Below are 14751 nucleotides of genomic sequence, written 5' to 3' on the forward strand. Positions count from 1 at the left end.
TTCAGTCTTTCCACGTTTCTTCAAGGACGCGCACCCAGTTTTTCCAGGCGATTTTCTCCAGTTCATCTTCAGTGAACCCATCTTCTTCCAAAGCTTCCAGCACTTTTCTGCTTCCGGTTACATCCTGAAGAACATCCGGGATTGTAGTACCGTCGAAGTCCGAACCGAAGGCCACGTGGTCCACGCCGACGAAATCGGCGATATAACGGAAATGGGCGATAATCTCCTCCATCGATACGTCCGTGTCGAACTTACCGTCCGCCCGCAACATGTTTACGGCGAAATTGATACCGATCACCCCGCCGGAATCAGCGATTGTCCTGATCTGTTCGTCCGTCAGGTTCCGGGCATTCGGACAGAGGGAGTGGACGTTCGAATGAGTGGCTACGACAGGCGCGACCGTTGCATGGGCGACATTCCAGAAACCTCTTTCCGTCAGATGGCTCGTATCTACCATAATACCGAGGTGGTTACAGTGATGCAGGAGTTCAAAGCCTTTCTCCGTGAGACCGTCCCCCGTGTCAGGGGAAGACGGATAACAGAAAGGGACGCCTTCTCCGAAATCATTATTTCTGCTCCATACCGGTCCGATGGAACGAAGGCCTGTTTTGTACAGGACATAGAGGGAGTCGAAGGATAAATCAATCGCTTCCGCTCCCTCTATGTGAAAAATTGCAGCCATTTTTCCCTGATCGATGGAATCTTTCAGTTCTTTTACGTTCCGGACGACCCGGAAGGTATGAGGGTTTTCTTTTTCCGTCCGAAAGAGCTGGGAAGCGAGCTTATGCGTGAAGGTAAGTGCTTCCGCCTGGGTAATCACTTCGGGGAGCGGGAATTTGTACCCGTTCTCATTCATGAAATCTTCCCGGTTCTCTTCCCTTTCCGGACTCGGAGTGTACATCGCAAAAAATCCACCAGCGAACCCTGATTTTTGGGCGCGTTCATAGTCGATATGTGTATGCTCCAGCGGATGGAAAAAAGAGGTGAGGCCATCCTGCAGGTGCAGCAGTGTGTCGTTGTGTCCGTCAAAAATCGGTATATTTTTCTTCATAAAAACTCCTCCTTCTGTGATTCATTCCCGTTAAAGAATCCGTTTAATTCATACTTTTCACCGGTGAATTATGATAAAATAAATAAAGACTCTAAAACATACGCAGTTTCATTATACTTGAAAATGTTCACGTACCTAATGATTCACGTGAAACATCGTATGTGCGATCGTAAAAAGGTGGTGTCTGATTTTGTTACATCCTTTCAGCCGCTTGTTCGGCTTAGGTGATAAGCCGGAGCCCGAAAACCGGGAGCAGGAGAAAGAATCATATAATCCCGATGAAGTTCTTCAAATTCCGATTGCCAAAATCCATCCGAACCGCTTTCAGCCCCGGACGGTTTTTAGTGCGGAGAAAATAGCCGAACTGGCTCAGACGTTACATACGCATGGAATGATTCAGCCCATCGTTGTACGCGAGGCCGAAGACGGAGAATATGAACTGATTGCCGGGGAACGGAGATGGCGCGCTTCCCAGTCTTTGGGATGGGAAACGATTCCTGCGATCATTCGCGAAATGACGAATACACAGACGGCTTCTGTAGCTCTGATTGAGAACCTGCAAAGGGAAGAACTCTCGGTCATCGAAGAGGCGACGGCTTACCGGAAGCTCCTCGAAATGCACGAATTGACTCAGGAAGCACTGGCACAGCGTCTCGGGAAGAGTCAGTCTGCCATCGCCAATAAGCTTCGACTGCTGAAACTTCCGGAAGCTGTACAGCAGGCCGTACTGGATAAAAATATTACGGAGCGCCACGCCCGGGCTCTCATTGCTTTAAAGGATACGGAAAAGATGGAAAAGCTGCTTCAGGAAATCATCGATGAAGGACTGAATGTGAAGCAGACGGAAGAGCGGATTGCGGAAATGAAAGATCCGAAAGAAAAGAAAAAATCTGCACCGAAGAAAAAGAAACCGAAAATCAAAGGTGTAAGTAAAGATATGAGAATCGCAATGAATACGATCCGCCAGTCTCTGGACATGGTGAAGGATACGGGTCTCGATGTAGAAACCGATGAAGAGGATTATGACGATTATTATCAGGTGACGATTAAAATTCCTAAAAATAAGCAATAACTTTCCGCAAGCTGCGCTTTCCCGTCGAAAGCTGTAGTTTTTCACAAAAGCGGTGGTATTCTTTAGAAAATGGCAGGTGTTGAAGGAATGGGAAAGATCATTTCTATCGCAAATCAAAAAGGGGGAGTCGGAAAGACGACGACCTCGGTGAACTTGAGTGCAGGTCTTGCGCATTTAGGATATAACGTTCTGCTCGTCGACATCGACCCTCAGGGAAACGCAACGAGCGGAGTAGGTGTGGAAAAAGGCGAGACGGAAAAGTGCATCTATAACGTGCTTATCGAAGAAGTAAGCATAACGAGCGTACTTAAACAGACCTCCACGGAACGTCTCGACGTCATTCCCGCCACTATTCAGCTGGCCGGTGCCGAAATCGAACTGGTCCCGGCGATTTCCCGGGAAGTCCGTCTGAAGAATGCTCTTGATGAAGTTAAAGAGAATTATGACTACGTCATCATTGACTGCCCCCCTTCACTCGGGCTGCTTACCCTCAATTCCCTCACAGCGTCCGATACGGTTATGATTCCTGTGCAGTGCGAATACTATGCCCTGGAAGGGTTGAGTCAGCTGCTTAACACCATCAGGCTGGTACAGAAGCATTTGAACAAACAGCTGCTGATCGAAGGTGTGGTACTTACGATGTTCGACGCCCGGACGAATCTGGCCTCCCAGGTGATGGAGGAAGTGAAGAAATATTTTCAGGATCGTGTGTATGAAGCAGTAGTACCGCGAAACGTCCGTCTCGGAGAAGCTCCGAGCTACGGGGAGCCGATCATCACCTATGACCCCCGTTCCCGCGGAGCCGAAGTCTATTTAGAACTCGCAAAGGAAGTGGTTGCCAATGGCGAAAGGGTTAGGTAGGGGTCTGAACGCTTTCTTTTCGGAAGAGGAAGCATCCAGAGATGAGCAGATAAAGGAAGTTTCACTGAACAAGTGTCGTCCCAATCCTTATCAGCCCCGGAAAGAATTCGAAGAAGAAGCGATTGAAGAACTGAAAACGTCCATTGAAGAACATGGCATTCTGCAGCCGATCATCGTTAGAAAAAGTATCCGCGGATACGAAATAGTAGTGGGAGAACGGAGGTTCCGCGCTGCAAAAATGGCGGGTCTCGAGAAGATCCCGGCGGTCGTAAGGGAAATGACCGACCAGCAGATGATGGAACTTGCGCTGCTGGAGAACCTGCAGCGGGAAGATTTGACCGCTCTCGAAGAAGGAGCGGCCTATCGCAACCTTATGGAAGAACTGGGCGTTACCCAGCAGGAACTTTCGGAACGTCTCGGAAAAAGCCGCTCCCATATCGCCAACCTCGTACGTCTCCTGTCACTTCCGCCCGAAATCACGCAAAAAGTGAATGAAGGACTGCTGACGATGGGACACGCCCGGGCTCTTTTAAGCCTCGAAGATGACAGTAAACTGCTTTCTGTAGCTGTGCGGATCGAGAACGAAGGACTGAACGTCAGACAGACGGAGCAGCTGGTGTCCCGCCTGAATCAGCCGGCTGTAAAGAGTAAAGCGAAAGAAACGAAAGATATTTTTATTCAGGAACGGGAAGACGTGCTGAAGCAGCGGCTCGGGACCGGGGTAAAAATCAAAAAAGGAAAGAAAAAAGGAAAAATCGAAATCGAATTCGCAAGTGACGAAGATCTGGAAAGACTTCTCCACTGGTTTGATCAATAAAGAACAGTAACTGTCGTTTCCTTTTCCGGACAGTCGGGGAGGGGGACGGCATTACTTTTTACGGTTTCGTGCAGGAAGAAGGGGAAAATATGGTACTGCTGGGGACGATAATCAACGGAATATGTATTGTGGGAGGAACGCTTGTCGGTCTTTTCTTTACGAAGATACCGGCAACTTTCAAAGAGACGGTCATGAACGGCGTCGGTCTTGCTGTCATACTGATCGGACTGCAGATGGGGTTCGAAGTGAACAGCATCGTAATAGTTCTCTTAAGCCTCCTGTCGGGAGCGATTATCGGTGAATCCCTTCATCTGGAAGAACGGCTGGAGGCCTTCGGAAAGTGGCTGGAGCGGAAGTTCATGAAATCAGGTTCCCAGACAGGACTTGCCGAAGCTTTCATTACGGCATCCCTTATCTTCGTAATAGGGGCTTTGTCTGTAATCGGAGCGCTGGACGGGGGATTGAGGAACGATCACGAAGTGCTTATCACGAAAGGAATCATCGACGGTTTCGTAGCCGTCGTGCTGACCTCTACGTTCGGGGTGGGAGTGATCTTCTCCGTCATCCCGGTCGTCCTTTATGAAGGAAGTATCGCCTTGTTGGCTACGCAGATAAACCGGTGGGTGCCGGAGCAGATGCTTGATCTGTTTATAACGGATATGACTGCCACCGGGGGCCTTATGATCGTAGCGATCGGTCTGAACATCCTTAATGTCACCAAAATACGTGTAGCGAACCTCTTACCTGCCCTCGTCATGGTAGGGGTCATCATTTACATCCAGCAGCTTTTCTGACGGGAGTAAGAGAAAGGTGGCAGCTGCACCTTTCTTTACTTTCCTGCATAATTTTCATACATTTGTAGTAAACAGCAGGCAGAATAGAGAAAGAGGTGATGTCGTTGAACGGAGAAGGGGAAACCGTGAGAGAAACCTGGGATATATGGAAAGAGGTTCTGATGAACCCTGAACTCTGGATCAGATTAGGGGAAGCAGTTCTCCAGGTCATTTTCATCGTAATACTTGCAACGGTAGTCATTAAAGTAGGTACGAAGGTTATCGATCAGTTTTACGGCAGAAGGAAGAAAGGTCCGTTTCGCATTTCTGCACGAAGGGAAACGACACTGACGAAGCTGTCCAAAAATACGCTGACCTACGTCGTGTATTTCACAGCCCTCGTAATGATCCTCGAGACGTTCTCCATAAATGTGGGAGCACTGATCGCCGGGGCCGGGGTCGCAGGACTTGCCATCGGTTTCGGTGCTCAGAACCTGGTCCGGGATATTATAAGCGGATTCTTCATCATCTTCGAAGACCAGTTCTCTGTCGGTGATTTCATCGGGACAGCCGGCGTGGAAGGGTTCGTAATAGAAATTGGACTCCGGACCAGTAAAGTAAAAAGCTGGGGAGGCGAAATCCACATCATTCCGAACGGAAACATTACCCAGGTAACGAACTACTCCATCGATAATGCTGCTGCGATCGTCGATGTGAAAGTGGCCTATGAGAGTGATTTCGAGAAAGCGGAGCAGGTAATCAATGAGCTGCTTAAAGAAATGCCTTCCCGCTACAGCAGTATGATTTCTACGCCTGAAGTATTGGGGGTCGTGGACCTGGCGCCTTCTGAGATCACGTTGCGTATCTTCGCCGAGACGCTGCCGATGGAACACTGGCCTGTCGGAAGGGCAATCAGGAAGGAAGTGAAGCTGCGTCTTGATGAGGAAGGGATTGAAATTCCGTTCCCTCGTATTGTTATGTATTCACGAGAAGGTACAGGAGGGGTGCAAGATGGAGAAAGAGTATAAGTTGAATGATATAGTGGAAATGAAAAAAGCTCATCCGTGCGGGGAGAACCGGTGGAAGATTATCAGAATGGGCGCGGACATCCGTATTAAATGTGAAGGATGCGGGCACAGTGTAATGGTCCCCCGCCGCGAATTCAACAAAAAGATGAAGAAAGTACTGGTGAAAGCCGAAGACTGACTGTTTCACGTGGAACAATACAGGAATTTTCATAGTGGAAATCATTTATTTCAGCCGATAGTGAGGACTCTTTTTTCCTTTTCTATCGGTTGTTATTTTGGAGTGTACTATCTATAATTGGTATGACATATGCGCAAAGTCTCTAAGGAGGAAAACCTAAATGGCACTAACAGCAGGAATTGTAGGCTTACCGAACGTCGGAAAGTCTACGCTATTTAACGCAATTACACAGGCGGGAGCCGTCTCTGCGAACTATCCGTTCGCAACGATCGACCCGAACGTCGGCATCGTGGAAGTTCCGGACGCCCGTCTGCAGAAGCTTACGGAACTTGTGAATCCGAAAAAAACGACCCCCACTGCTTTTGAATTTACGGATATCGCCGGCATCGTCGAAGGTGCCAGTAAAGGGGAAGGACTTGGTAACCAGTTCCTCTCCCACATTCGTCAGGTGGATGCGATCTGTCACGTCGTCCGCGCTTTCGAGGACGATGAAGTGACCCACGTTTCCGGTCGGGTCGATCCGATCTCAGATATTGAAACTATTAATCTGGAACTGATTCTTGCCGATCTCGAAACAATCAACAAACGTCTCGACCGTGTGGAAAAAATGGCGAGACAGAAAGATAAAGAAGCGCTCGCCGAGAAAGACGTGCTCACCCGTCTGAAAGAAGCACTTGAATCCGAACAGCCGGCCCGCGCCCTGGAACTCTCGAAAGAAGAGGAGAAATACCGGAAAGGGCTGCACCTGCTTACAGCAAAACCGATTCTTTATGTGGCGAACGTCGCAGAGGATGAAATCGGTGAAGCTGAAAATGAAAACGTGAAGCGCATTCGTGAATTTGCGGAGAAAGAAGATGCAGAAGTCATCACCATCTGCGCAAAAATCGAATCGGAAATCGCCGAGCTTGAAGGGGAGGAAAGAGCAGAATTCCTCGAAGACCTGGGAATTGCAGAAGCCGGTCTCGACCAGCTCATTAAAGCTACGTACAACCTTCTTGGTCTGGCCACTTATTTTACAGCCGGCGAGGAAGAAGTCCGGGCATGGACCTTCCGCAAAGGGATGACTGCTCCGCAGGCGGCAGGAATCATCCACACCGATTTCGAAAAAGGGTTCATCAAAGCCGAAACTGTGTCATATGAGGATCTCATCGAAGGCGGTTCCATGGCGAAAGCCAAGGAAAACGGTAAAGTACGTTTAGAAGGTAAAGAGTATATCGTAAAAGACGGAGACGTCATCCACTTCCGATTCAATGTTTAAGTGATGGTTGCAAAAAATCAGGAATTATGGTATTATAACTAGCTGTGAGTAATAATATACGATTACTCCTTGCCTTTTGCAGAGCAGAAGGCCGCTAAGTCCATAAGGAGGTGAACACGGATGAGAAATTACGAAATCATGTACATCATCCGCCCGGATATTGAGGAGGATGCGAAGACTTCTGTCAAAGAACGCTTCAACAATATCCTTTCTGAGAACGGTGCGGAGATTGATGAGACAAAAGAAATGGGTAAACGTCGTCTTTTTCATGAAATCAAAGATTATCGCGACGGTATCTATGTAACAGTCAATTTCAAAGGAACAGCTGACGCTATCAATGAATTTGATCGCCAGGCTAAGTTCTCTGATGATATTATTCGTCATATCGCTGTACGCGAAGACGATCAATAAAGGGGTGGTCTGATGTTGAATCGTGTCGTTTTAGTCGGCAGGTTAACGAAGGATCCTGATTTGCGCTATACACCGAATGGTGTAGCTGTCGCTAATTTCACCATCGCTGTAAATCGTCCGTTTTCCAACAACCAGGGAAACAACGATGCGGATTTCATTAACTGCGTCGTATGGAGAAGAGCAGCGGAAAACCTGGCGAATTTTATGAGTAAAGGCAGTCAGGTCGGTGTAGACGGACGGTTGCAGACCCGGAGCTTCGATAACAAAGAAGGTCGTCGTGTGTTTGTTACGGAAGTCGTAGCCGACAGCGTCCAGTTTCTGGAATCAAAAGGCAGTTCCGGCGGCGGACAAAGTTCCCGCAGCGATCAGTCTTCAGGATACCAGGGCAATCAGAACCAACCATCACAAGGTAATTACGGACAGTCAAAAAATGATGACCCGTTCGCAGATGACGGGGAACCTATTGACATATCGGATGATGATCTACCATTCTAAGAGTACGGTACTCTTTACAAATTCTAAATGAAAAGGAGTGAACGCATATGGCACGTCGTGGACGTAGACGTAAGAAGGTTTGTTATTTCACAGCAAATGGCATAACCCATATCGATTACAAAGACACTGAGCTGCTTAAACGTTTCATCTCTGAGCGTGGGAAGATCCTTCCTCGCCGGGTAACAGGAACGTCTGCAAAATATCAGCGTAAATTGACGAAAGCTATCAAACGCTCCCGTCAAATGGCTCTGCTTCCTTATTCCACTGAATAGTAGCAGACGGAATCTCCCGGCTTTTTTCGAAGAGTCGGGAGATTTTTTTATGGAATTTTGTTATTCTTGAGAGAAAGATATTCAATAAGGGGGGAGAAAAGGTGCCGATTTGTGATCATTGCGGCTACAGGTGGAGGCGGAGAGACGTATGGAGAAAACTTTCCGTACAGGCGAGAGGCACATGTCCCTCGTGCGGAACGATGCAGTACGTGACGGCTACATCAAGGAAGCGGGGCAGTATGTATATGCTGCTTGTGTTTCTCATTCTTATCGCTCAGGCACTGTTCGATCTTCCGCTGGCATGGTCGATTACGATGCTGTTCGCTTTATTTTTCATTTTGATGATTTTCGTAATCCCCCGTGTCTACAAGCTTACCAGTGAACAGGAAGCTCTGTATTGAAAGGAGACAGACGTCTTCTTTTTTTTGATTTTAAAAATTTTATAAAATATCTTGCATTCGAGATAAATATATTTTATAATTATCTCAGATTCGAAATACTGGAGGTATAACAATGACAAGCGTAGCACTAGACAAAGTCCACAGCAGTCTTGATTTTCAGATTAAACACATGATGGTATCCAAAGCGAAGGGTACTTTCCAAAACTTTGATGTCGATTTCGACGGAAGTATTGAAGATTTGGAGAATGCTTCTGTTAAAGTAGTGATTCCGGTTGAATCCATCGACACCGGACAAAAAGACCGTGACGATCACCTGAAAAACGGAGATTTCTTTGAAGCGGAAAACCATCCGAACCTTGAGTTCGTAAGCAAAAAAATCGAGAAAATCTCTGATGATGAATACAAGTTCACAGGTGACTTCACGATGAAAGGTGTCACCAACGAAGAAACATTCACTGTCGAATACAACGGGACTTCGAAAAGCCCGATGGACGGCAGCACCGTAGCCGGCTTCGACGTGGAAGGGAAAATCAACCGTGAAGCATACGGCGTGAGTTTCAACGCACCGCTCGACACCGGTGGCGTAATGCTCGGCCGCGATGTGAAATTCACAGGAAACTTCGAATTCATCGTGGAATAAAGCAAATAAGTAAAGAAAACCGGACTGACAGAGGCGACCTGGCAGTCCGGTTTTTTAATACTGGATTTTTCGCTGTTCTTCGGAGAGGAGGGTACGGTCGAAACGCTGGATCCAGCCCATGAAATACTGGATGAACACGCCGCTGAAAAGCATAATGATAATGGTACCGACTCCTACAGCCCCGTTGAAATAAAGAGCGAAAAGGACGAGTACGACGCTGATGGCAGCACGTGATATCGTTACGTTCCATCCGGTAAGGTTATGGATGACGAGCATCATCCGGTCAAACGGGATGGGAGCGAAATCCGCCTGCAGGTTAATAGAGATGCCGAGCGCTGATATGACCATACCGAGAAAGAATACGATACTCTGCAGCCATACGCTCTCGGGAGTGACGATCCCCTCCAGCGTAAAGACCCAGAAGTCGATTCCGGCCCCGGTAATGAGAGAAGTGATGATGGCAAGCATTTCGGGGCGTCTTTTTTCGGCCACCGCGTTGAAAATAATCATCGAAATACCGACGACGATTTCCCAGCTGCCGATTGTCAGGCCGACGCTGCGGTACAAGCCGACGAGCAGCGCGTCGAAGGGGGAAGTTCCGAGTCCGCCGAGAACCGTGAGAGAGATGCCGAGAGTGAGTATGAGCAGTCCGGAGAAATAGTAGCCGGCCCGCTGATAAATCCGTTTCACCGTGCATCCCTCCTTTATACGTATCATGCTACTATACATAAAATAAGGTTTTTTTTCAATGAAAAGGCAAAAGGACCGGAGAGACAGTAAAAAAACCTTGCAGGGATTCCTGCAAGGTTTTCATACGTTTATGCAATTATTTAACGCTTGCCCACTTGAATTCGAAGTTCGGCCCGGTAGCTGTAGGGAAGACTCCTTCGATATTCGAGCGGAGCAGTTGTGATTTCGCATCCTGGTAAAGGGGAGCGACAGCGGCATCTTCTTCGATAAGAAGACGTTCTGCTTCCATGAATGTTTCATAACGTTTTTCAGGTTTCTGTGCAAGTTCCGTATTCGCTTTGTTGATGAGGCTGTCATATTCTTCACTTGAGTAGTTCATATTGTTGTTCTGTCCATCAGTAAGGTACATGTTCAGATACGTGTTCGCATCAGCATAGTCAGGGCCCCAGGTTGCGGCTTCAATTTCGAATTCGCCTTCCTGATCACGACGTACGCGCTCTTTGAATGGTACTTCCACGACCTTGACGGAGAGACCTTCAAGATTGGTTTCGAGCTGCTCTTTGTAGTAAGCCATGGCGTTCTGGGAAGAATCTGTATCGTCACCCATCAGTTCGAGAGTCACAGAATCCTTACCGAGTGCTTCAAGAGCTTTGTCCCAGTGTTCTTTCGCTTTTTCCACATCGTGGCCGACAAGCGGTCCCTGAACTTCACGGAAATCTTTGCCGTCCGAACCGGGTACGGTTACAAAGTTCGAAGGTACATAACCATTAGCCGGTACGGAGCCGTCGTTCAAAATAACATCTGTCAGCGACTTACGGTCGATCGCCATGGACATGGCTTTACGGGCATCGGCATTGCTGAGCACTTCATTTTCCTGGTTGAACTTGAAGAAGTACAGGTATGGGTTTTCTACTACTTCGAAGTGTTCGGAGGAGCGGTACTCATCCACGAATTCAGCGTTCAGTTCGGCCTGGTCCAGTTCTCCCGATTGGAACAGGTTGACGGCCGTAGACGTTTCTTTAATGACTTTTACATCAATCTCTTGCAGTTCTACAGTATCGGCATCCCAGTAGTTCTCGTTCTTCACGACTTTCCATCCTTCTCCGTGCTTCCATTCCGTCATCTTGAAAGGACCGTTGGCAAGCGTGTTGTCCGCTTCTGTGGAGAAGCTGTCACCCTGTTCTTCAACGTAACTCTTATTGAGAGGCATGAACGTGATGAAGACTGTCATGCTGTCGAAATAAGGAACAGGCTGTTCCAGGTTCACTTCAAACGTATAATCGTCGACGGCTTTTACGCCAAGTTCTTCCGGTTTCATTTCTCCCTCAGCGATAGCGGAAGCGTTCTTCACTACGCCACCGAGGAAATAAGGTCCGTACTCAGAACCGGTATCCGGGGTGACGGCACGCTGCCAGGCGTAGACGAAGTCGTGAGCGGTGACCGGGTCGCCATTTTCCCATTGGGCATCTTCACGAAGATTGAACGTCCACGTCGTACCGTCTTCGGATACTTCGTGATCTTTGGCAACCCCTTCAGCCAGTTCGCCGTTTTCGTCAAGGCGGTACAGACCTTCATACGTTTCCCCCGCCCATTGGAAAGCTACGGAGTCGGTAATAAGGCTTGGGTCCATACTCGGCAGTTCACTTTTAGCGGTGAAGGAAATGGACTGATCACTTCCGGAATCCGAACCTTCCGAAGAATCACCCTCCGAACCTTCGCCGGAAGATTCGTTTCCTCCGTTACCGCCGCAGGCGGCCAGAACGAATAATAAAGAAATTGATAAAATAAGGCCTAAAAACAGTTTTCTGCTCACTCTCTTTTCCCCTCGTAAATATGTAGGATTTTTCAGAATAATATCACTTTTTTGAGTATACAGTTTTCCTTTAATAATTTCAAGTGGCGAAATATCTCAAAAGATTGACATTACGCCGGTCTCTGATAGGATAATGAATTATATATTTTTTAGATTCACGGGAGGTTTTCCTGTTTCTAATATAATCAGCGACTATAAAGGAGGAATTGTATTATGCATCGAGTACTTATCAGTGACCCATTGAGCGAAGACGGCATCAAACCGCTTCTGGAAGCGGCGGATACCGAAGTTATCCAGAAACCTTCCATGGAAAAGGAGGAGCTTCTGGAAGAAGTAGCTAAAGCGGATGCACTTATCGTAAGAAGCCAGACGCAGGTGACGAAGGAAGTGCTGGAGCATGGCGTAAATCTGAAGATTGTCGGTCGTGCGGGAGTCGGAGTGGATAATATCGATCTCGATGCGGCGACAGACAACGGGGTCGTTGTCGTAAACGCTCCGGACGGTAATACCGTCTCGACAGCGGAACATACGATGGCTATGCTTATGTCGATGGCGCGTAATATTCCGCAGGCCTACCATTCTCTCCAGCAGGGGAACTGGGATCGTAAGAAATACGTCGGTGTGGAGCTGAAAAATAAGACACTCGGAGTCGTCGGTTTCGGTCGTATCGGCCGGGTAGTTACGCGCCGGGCTAAAGGGCACCGGATGAACGTAATCGCCTATGACCCTTTTCTGACGCGGGAGAAAGCGGAGAAGGCGGGTGTGGAGCACGGCACGCTCGACGAAGTGCTCGCCCAGGCGGATTTTATCACCGTACATACGCCGCTTATCGCTGCAACGCATCACCTTATCAATAAGGATGCGTTTGCGAAAATGAAAGAGGGAGCGAGAATCCTCAACTGTGCCCGTGGCGGTATCATCGAGGAGGAAGCCCTTTACGAAGCACTGCAGTCCGGTAAAATCGCCGGAGCGGCTCTCGATGTGTTCGAGGAAGAGCCTGCCGTCAACAACAAACTGCTTGAACTTCCGCAGGTCGTAAGTGTTCCGCACCTTGGAGCGAGCACGGTCGAAGCCCAGGAGAACGTGGCGGTCGACGTGAGCAACGACGTAATGGAAGTGCTGCGCGGAGGAAATGCGAAACAGCCGGTGAACATTCCGTCTATACCGGAAGAAATGCAGGACAAACTCACACCTTACATTACCCTCTCGGAAAAACTGGGTGCTTTTCTCGGCAGCATCGTCCGCGGCGGGCTGAACAACATCAACGTTTATTATTCGGGTGAGCTTACGGACGTCGATCCGACACCGCTCACGAGAAAAGTAGTGAAAAGCGTGCTTCAGCTTTTTGTCGGTAATCGTGTGAATGACGTCAATTCCTACAAGATAGCCAAAGACAAAGGAATCGAAATCAACGAGCAGAAAACGACATCGACAAAAGGCTTTACGAACCTTCTGACAGTGGAACTTGAAACGGATGAAGAGACGCGAAGCATTGCAGGAACGCTGCTGAACGGACTCGGAGCCCGGGTCGTCCGTCTCGACGGCTACTCTGTGGACGTCATACCGGAGGGACACCTGATCAGTATCCATCACAAAGACCAGCCCGGGGCGATCGGCCGCGTGGGAAGCCTGCTTGCCGAGCACGACGTCAACATTGCGACGATGCAGGTGGGTCGTACCGACATCGGCGGTGCCGCTATCATGATTTTGACGATCGATAAGGAAGTGGGACCGGAATGTCAGGAACATCTGGCCCACGTCGAAGATATCAACCGCTTTCAGTATTTGAAACTGTAAAAGAATGAAGGAAACCTCCGGCTGCCCGGAGGTTTTTTTATGGGAGGCTGTTATCGTGACCTTCGGAAGCCATTTACGTGCCTGAAGGGAAGGAAAACGACGGAATCGTGCCGTTGAAAAGAGGAATGGGGAGACGACCGGCACGATTCGAAGGAAATCGTTACCTTTGGCGCCGTTTTTCCGTTCTGAAGGGAACGAAATCGTATCGCACTGCATAAAAAAACCGCCCCGGGAGGCGGTTTCTCTGTTCAGGTAAGCGGGTGAGCGGACTTTTCCCGGCGGGTGAACGTATGGACTTCGTCGTACCCGATGGATTTCGCAAACTCCACCGCTTCATCGTAACGGTAGCCGAGATGATCCGGCTTATGAGCATCGGAGCAGAGCGTAATGCCGACGCCGTACTCTTTGCATGTCTTAAGAAAATCGGGTTCCGGATACATTTTCCCTACCGGTTTGCGGAGCCCAGCCGTGCTGATTTCGATCAGCGTCCCGGTTTTCGCGAGTGCGCTCGCAGCCCGGTCGTACTGACGCTGTAGAAACTCCTGGTCGTCCGGTTCATAGCCGAACACTTTGATGACGTCGATGTGCCCGACGAAATCGAAAAGTCCGGACTCGGCGAGTGTGACGACGCGGTCAAAATACTGTTCGTACACGTCGTATACGTTACGGTTTTCGTACTCTTCCCGGTAAATGGCAAGGTCGATTCCCCACTCGTCGATCCAGTGGACGGAGCCGATGACGTAGTCGAAAGGATGTTCCTTGATGAACGTTTCCATCTCTTTTTCTTTTCCCGGCATGTAGTCCATTTCGATTCCCATCTTCACACCGAGGTTCTCTTTTTCCGCTTCATCGAAAAGCGCCTGATAGTCGCTGAAATCGAGGGTTCTGCGGTTTTCCACCCACGGATTGGAAAGGATTGGGCGTGTTTCCTGAAAAAAATAGGCGTGTTCCGAGATGCCGAGCTCTTCTATTCCCTCTTCTTTCGCCTTTCGGACGTAGTCTTTCAGATAATCGACGCTCAGTTTTCCCGTTTCCGCCATATGTACGTGGTAATCAGTACGCATATTTTTCCTCCTCCACTCTTCCCTGTAATTAAAAATCATCATAACAGTATTGGCAGGCAGAGGCAAAATCATTACTTTTCATTCGACCCGGAACCTCCTGTCTATGTTAGAATAGGGAGAGCTATTTATG

At 48.6% G+C, this 14751-nt stretch carries 17 protein-coding genes; 13 read left to right on the forward strand and 4 right to left on the reverse strand.

The window, feature by feature from the left end; all coding sequences use genetic code 11:
- Position 1: 1 nt before the first annotated feature.
- Complete coding sequence (locus tag BW931_RS11315) at positions 2-1051, reverse strand: dipeptidase (protein ID WP_076572415.1); 1050 nt, start codon at positions 1049-1051, stop codon at positions 2-4.
- 190 nt (positions 1052-1241) lie between these two features.
- On the opposite strand from BW931_RS11315, the gene noc reads away from it, so the two are divergent.
- From noc to BW931_RS11375, 12 genes are all read left to right on the forward strand, one after another.
- Positions 1242-2123, forward strand: coding sequence for a nucleoid occlusion protein (noc, locus tag BW931_RS11320; RefSeq protein WP_076572417.1), 882 nt, complete (start codon positions 1242-1244; stop codon positions 2121-2123).
- Between the two features lie 87 nt (positions 2124-2210).
- Complete coding sequence (locus BW931_RS11325; protein ID WP_008590323.1) at positions 2211-2984, forward strand: ParA family protein; 774 nt, start codon at positions 2211-2213, stop codon at positions 2982-2984.
- Positions 2965-3801 carry a ParB/RepB/Spo0J family partition protein gene (locus tag BW931_RS11330; RefSeq protein WP_076572419.1) on the forward strand — a complete coding sequence of 279 codons (837 nt, stop codon included), beginning with the start codon at positions 2965-2967 and terminating at the stop codon, positions 3799-3801. Before BW931_RS11325 ends, BW931_RS11330 begins: the two co-directional genes overlap by 20 nt.
- 89 nt (positions 3802-3890) lie before the next feature.
- A complete protein-coding gene (locus BW931_RS11335) occupies positions 3891-4595 on the forward strand; it encodes a DUF554 domain-containing protein (RefSeq protein WP_008590327.1) in 705 nt (234 codons plus the stop codon).
- A gap of 98 nt (positions 4596-4693) precedes the next feature.
- On the forward strand, positions 4694-5602 hold the full coding sequence (locus BW931_RS11340) for a mechanosensitive ion channel family protein (protein ID WP_076572422.1): 909 nt from the start codon (positions 4694-4696) through the stop codon (positions 5600-5602).
- The gene (locus BW931_RS11345) at positions 5586-5780 is read left to right on the forward strand and encodes a DUF951 domain-containing protein (RefSeq protein ID WP_008590330.1); all 195 of its coding nucleotides are present in this window, start codon (positions 5586-5588) and stop codon (positions 5778-5780) included. The genes BW931_RS11340 and BW931_RS11345 overlap by 17 nt, the downstream gene beginning before the upstream one ends.
- 160 nt (positions 5781-5940) lie before the next feature.
- Positions 5941-7038 (forward strand): redox-regulated ATPase YchF, encoded by a 1098-nt coding sequence (ychF, locus tag BW931_RS11350; RefSeq protein ID WP_076572424.1) that lies wholly within the window; start codon positions 5941-5943, stop codon positions 7036-7038.
- Positions 7039-7158: 120 nt separating this feature from the next.
- Positions 7159-7449: a 30S ribosomal protein S6 gene (gene rpsF / locus BW931_RS11355; RefSeq protein ID WP_008590335.1), complete on the forward strand. Its 291-nt coding sequence runs from the start codon at positions 7159-7161 to the stop codon at positions 7447-7449.
- Positions 7450-7461: 12 nt separating this feature from the next.
- Entirely contained in the window at positions 7462-7944 is a 483-nt protein-coding gene (gene ssb, locus BW931_RS11360; RefSeq protein WP_008590337.1) for a single-stranded DNA-binding protein, read from the forward strand.
- 47 nt (positions 7945-7991) lie between these two features.
- Complete coding sequence (gene rpsR, locus BW931_RS11365) at positions 7992-8216, forward strand: 30S ribosomal protein S18 (protein ID WP_008590340.1); 225 nt, start codon at positions 7992-7994, stop codon at positions 8214-8216.
- 101 nt (positions 8217-8317) lie between these two features.
- Entirely contained in the window at positions 8318-8617 is a 300-nt protein-coding gene (locus tag BW931_RS11370) for a TIGR04104 family putative zinc finger protein (RefSeq protein ID WP_076572426.1), read from the forward strand.
- Between the two features lie 112 nt (positions 8618-8729).
- Positions 8730-9257, forward strand: a complete 528-nt coding sequence (locus BW931_RS11375; RefSeq protein WP_076572428.1) for a YceI family protein — start codon at positions 8730-8732, stop codon at positions 9255-9257.
- A gap of 54 nt (positions 9258-9311) precedes the next feature.
- On the opposite strand, the gene BW931_RS11380 is transcribed toward BW931_RS11375, so the two are convergent.
- Both BW931_RS11380 and BW931_RS11385 read right to left on the reverse strand, forming a co-directional pair.
- Positions 9312-9947, reverse strand: coding sequence for a YczE/YyaS/YitT family protein (locus tag BW931_RS11380; RefSeq protein WP_076572431.1), 636 nt, complete (start codon positions 9945-9947; stop codon positions 9312-9314).
- A 136-nt stretch (positions 9948-10083) separates the two neighbouring features.
- Entirely contained in the window at positions 10084-11760 is a 1677-nt protein-coding gene (locus tag BW931_RS11385) for a peptide ABC transporter substrate-binding protein (protein ID WP_076572433.1), read from the reverse strand.
- 213 nt (positions 11761-11973) lie between these two features.
- Between BW931_RS11385 and serA the strand changes: the two genes are divergently transcribed.
- A complete protein-coding gene (gene serA, locus BW931_RS11390; protein WP_076572435.1) occupies positions 11974-13557 on the forward strand; it encodes a phosphoglycerate dehydrogenase in 1584 nt (527 codons plus the stop codon).
- Between the two features lie 248 nt (positions 13558-13805).
- Here the strand turns inward: serA and BW931_RS11395 are convergent, their stop codons facing one another.
- Positions 13806-14621 carry a histidinol-phosphatase gene (locus BW931_RS11395; RefSeq protein ID WP_008590348.1) on the reverse strand — a complete coding sequence of 272 codons (816 nt, stop codon included), beginning with the start codon at positions 14619-14621 and terminating at the stop codon, positions 13806-13808.
- Positions 14622-14751 lie beyond the last annotated feature (130 nt).

The sequence above is a fragment of the Salimicrobium salexigens genome (assembly GCF_900156705.1).
Lineage (GTDB): Bacteria > Bacillota > Bacilli > Bacillales > Halobacillaceae > Salimicrobium > Salimicrobium album.

Coding starts and splice junctions, on each gene's coding strand:
- BW931_RS11315 (WP_076572415.1), bottom strand. CDS start 1,051: ATGAAGAAAAATATACCGATTTTTGACGGACACAACGACACACTGCTG.
- BW931_RS11325 (WP_008590323.1), top strand. CDS start 2,211: ATGGGAAAGATCATTTCTATCGCAAATCAAAAAGGGGGAGTCGGAAAG.
- BW931_RS11330 (WP_076572419.1), top strand. CDS start 2,965: ATGGCGAAAGGGTTAGGTAGGGGTCTGAACGCTTTCTTTTCGGAAGAG.
- BW931_RS11335 (WP_008590327.1), top strand. CDS start 3,891: ATGGTACTGCTGGGGACGATAATCAACGGAATATGTATTGTGGGAGGA.
- BW931_RS11340 (WP_076572422.1), top strand. CDS start 4,694: ATGTCGTTGAACGGAGAAGGGGAAACCGTGAGAGAAACCTGGGATATA.
- BW931_RS11345 (WP_008590330.1), top strand. CDS start 5,586: ATGGAGAAAGAGTATAAGTTGAATGATATAGTGGAAATGAAAAAAGCT.
- ychF (WP_076572424.1), top strand. CDS start 5,941: ATGGCACTAACAGCAGGAATTGTAGGCTTACCGAACGTCGGAAAGTCT.
- rpsF (WP_008590335.1), top strand. CDS start 7,159: ATGAGAAATTACGAAATCATGTACATCATCCGCCCGGATATTGAGGAG.
- ssb (WP_008590337.1), top strand. CDS start 7,462: ATGTTGAATCGTGTCGTTTTAGTCGGCAGGTTAACGAAGGATCCTGAT.
- rpsR (WP_008590340.1), top strand. CDS start 7,992: ATGGCACGTCGTGGACGTAGACGTAAGAAGGTTTGTTATTTCACAGCA.
- BW931_RS11375 (WP_076572428.1), top strand. CDS start 8,730: ATGACAAGCGTAGCACTAGACAAAGTCCACAGCAGTCTTGATTTTCAG.
- serA (WP_076572435.1), top strand. CDS start 11,974: ATGCATCGAGTACTTATCAGTGACCCATTGAGCGAAGACGGCATCAAA.
- BW931_RS11395 (WP_008590348.1), bottom strand. CDS start 14,621: ATGCGTACTGATTACCACGTACATATGGCGGAAACGGGAAAACTGAGC.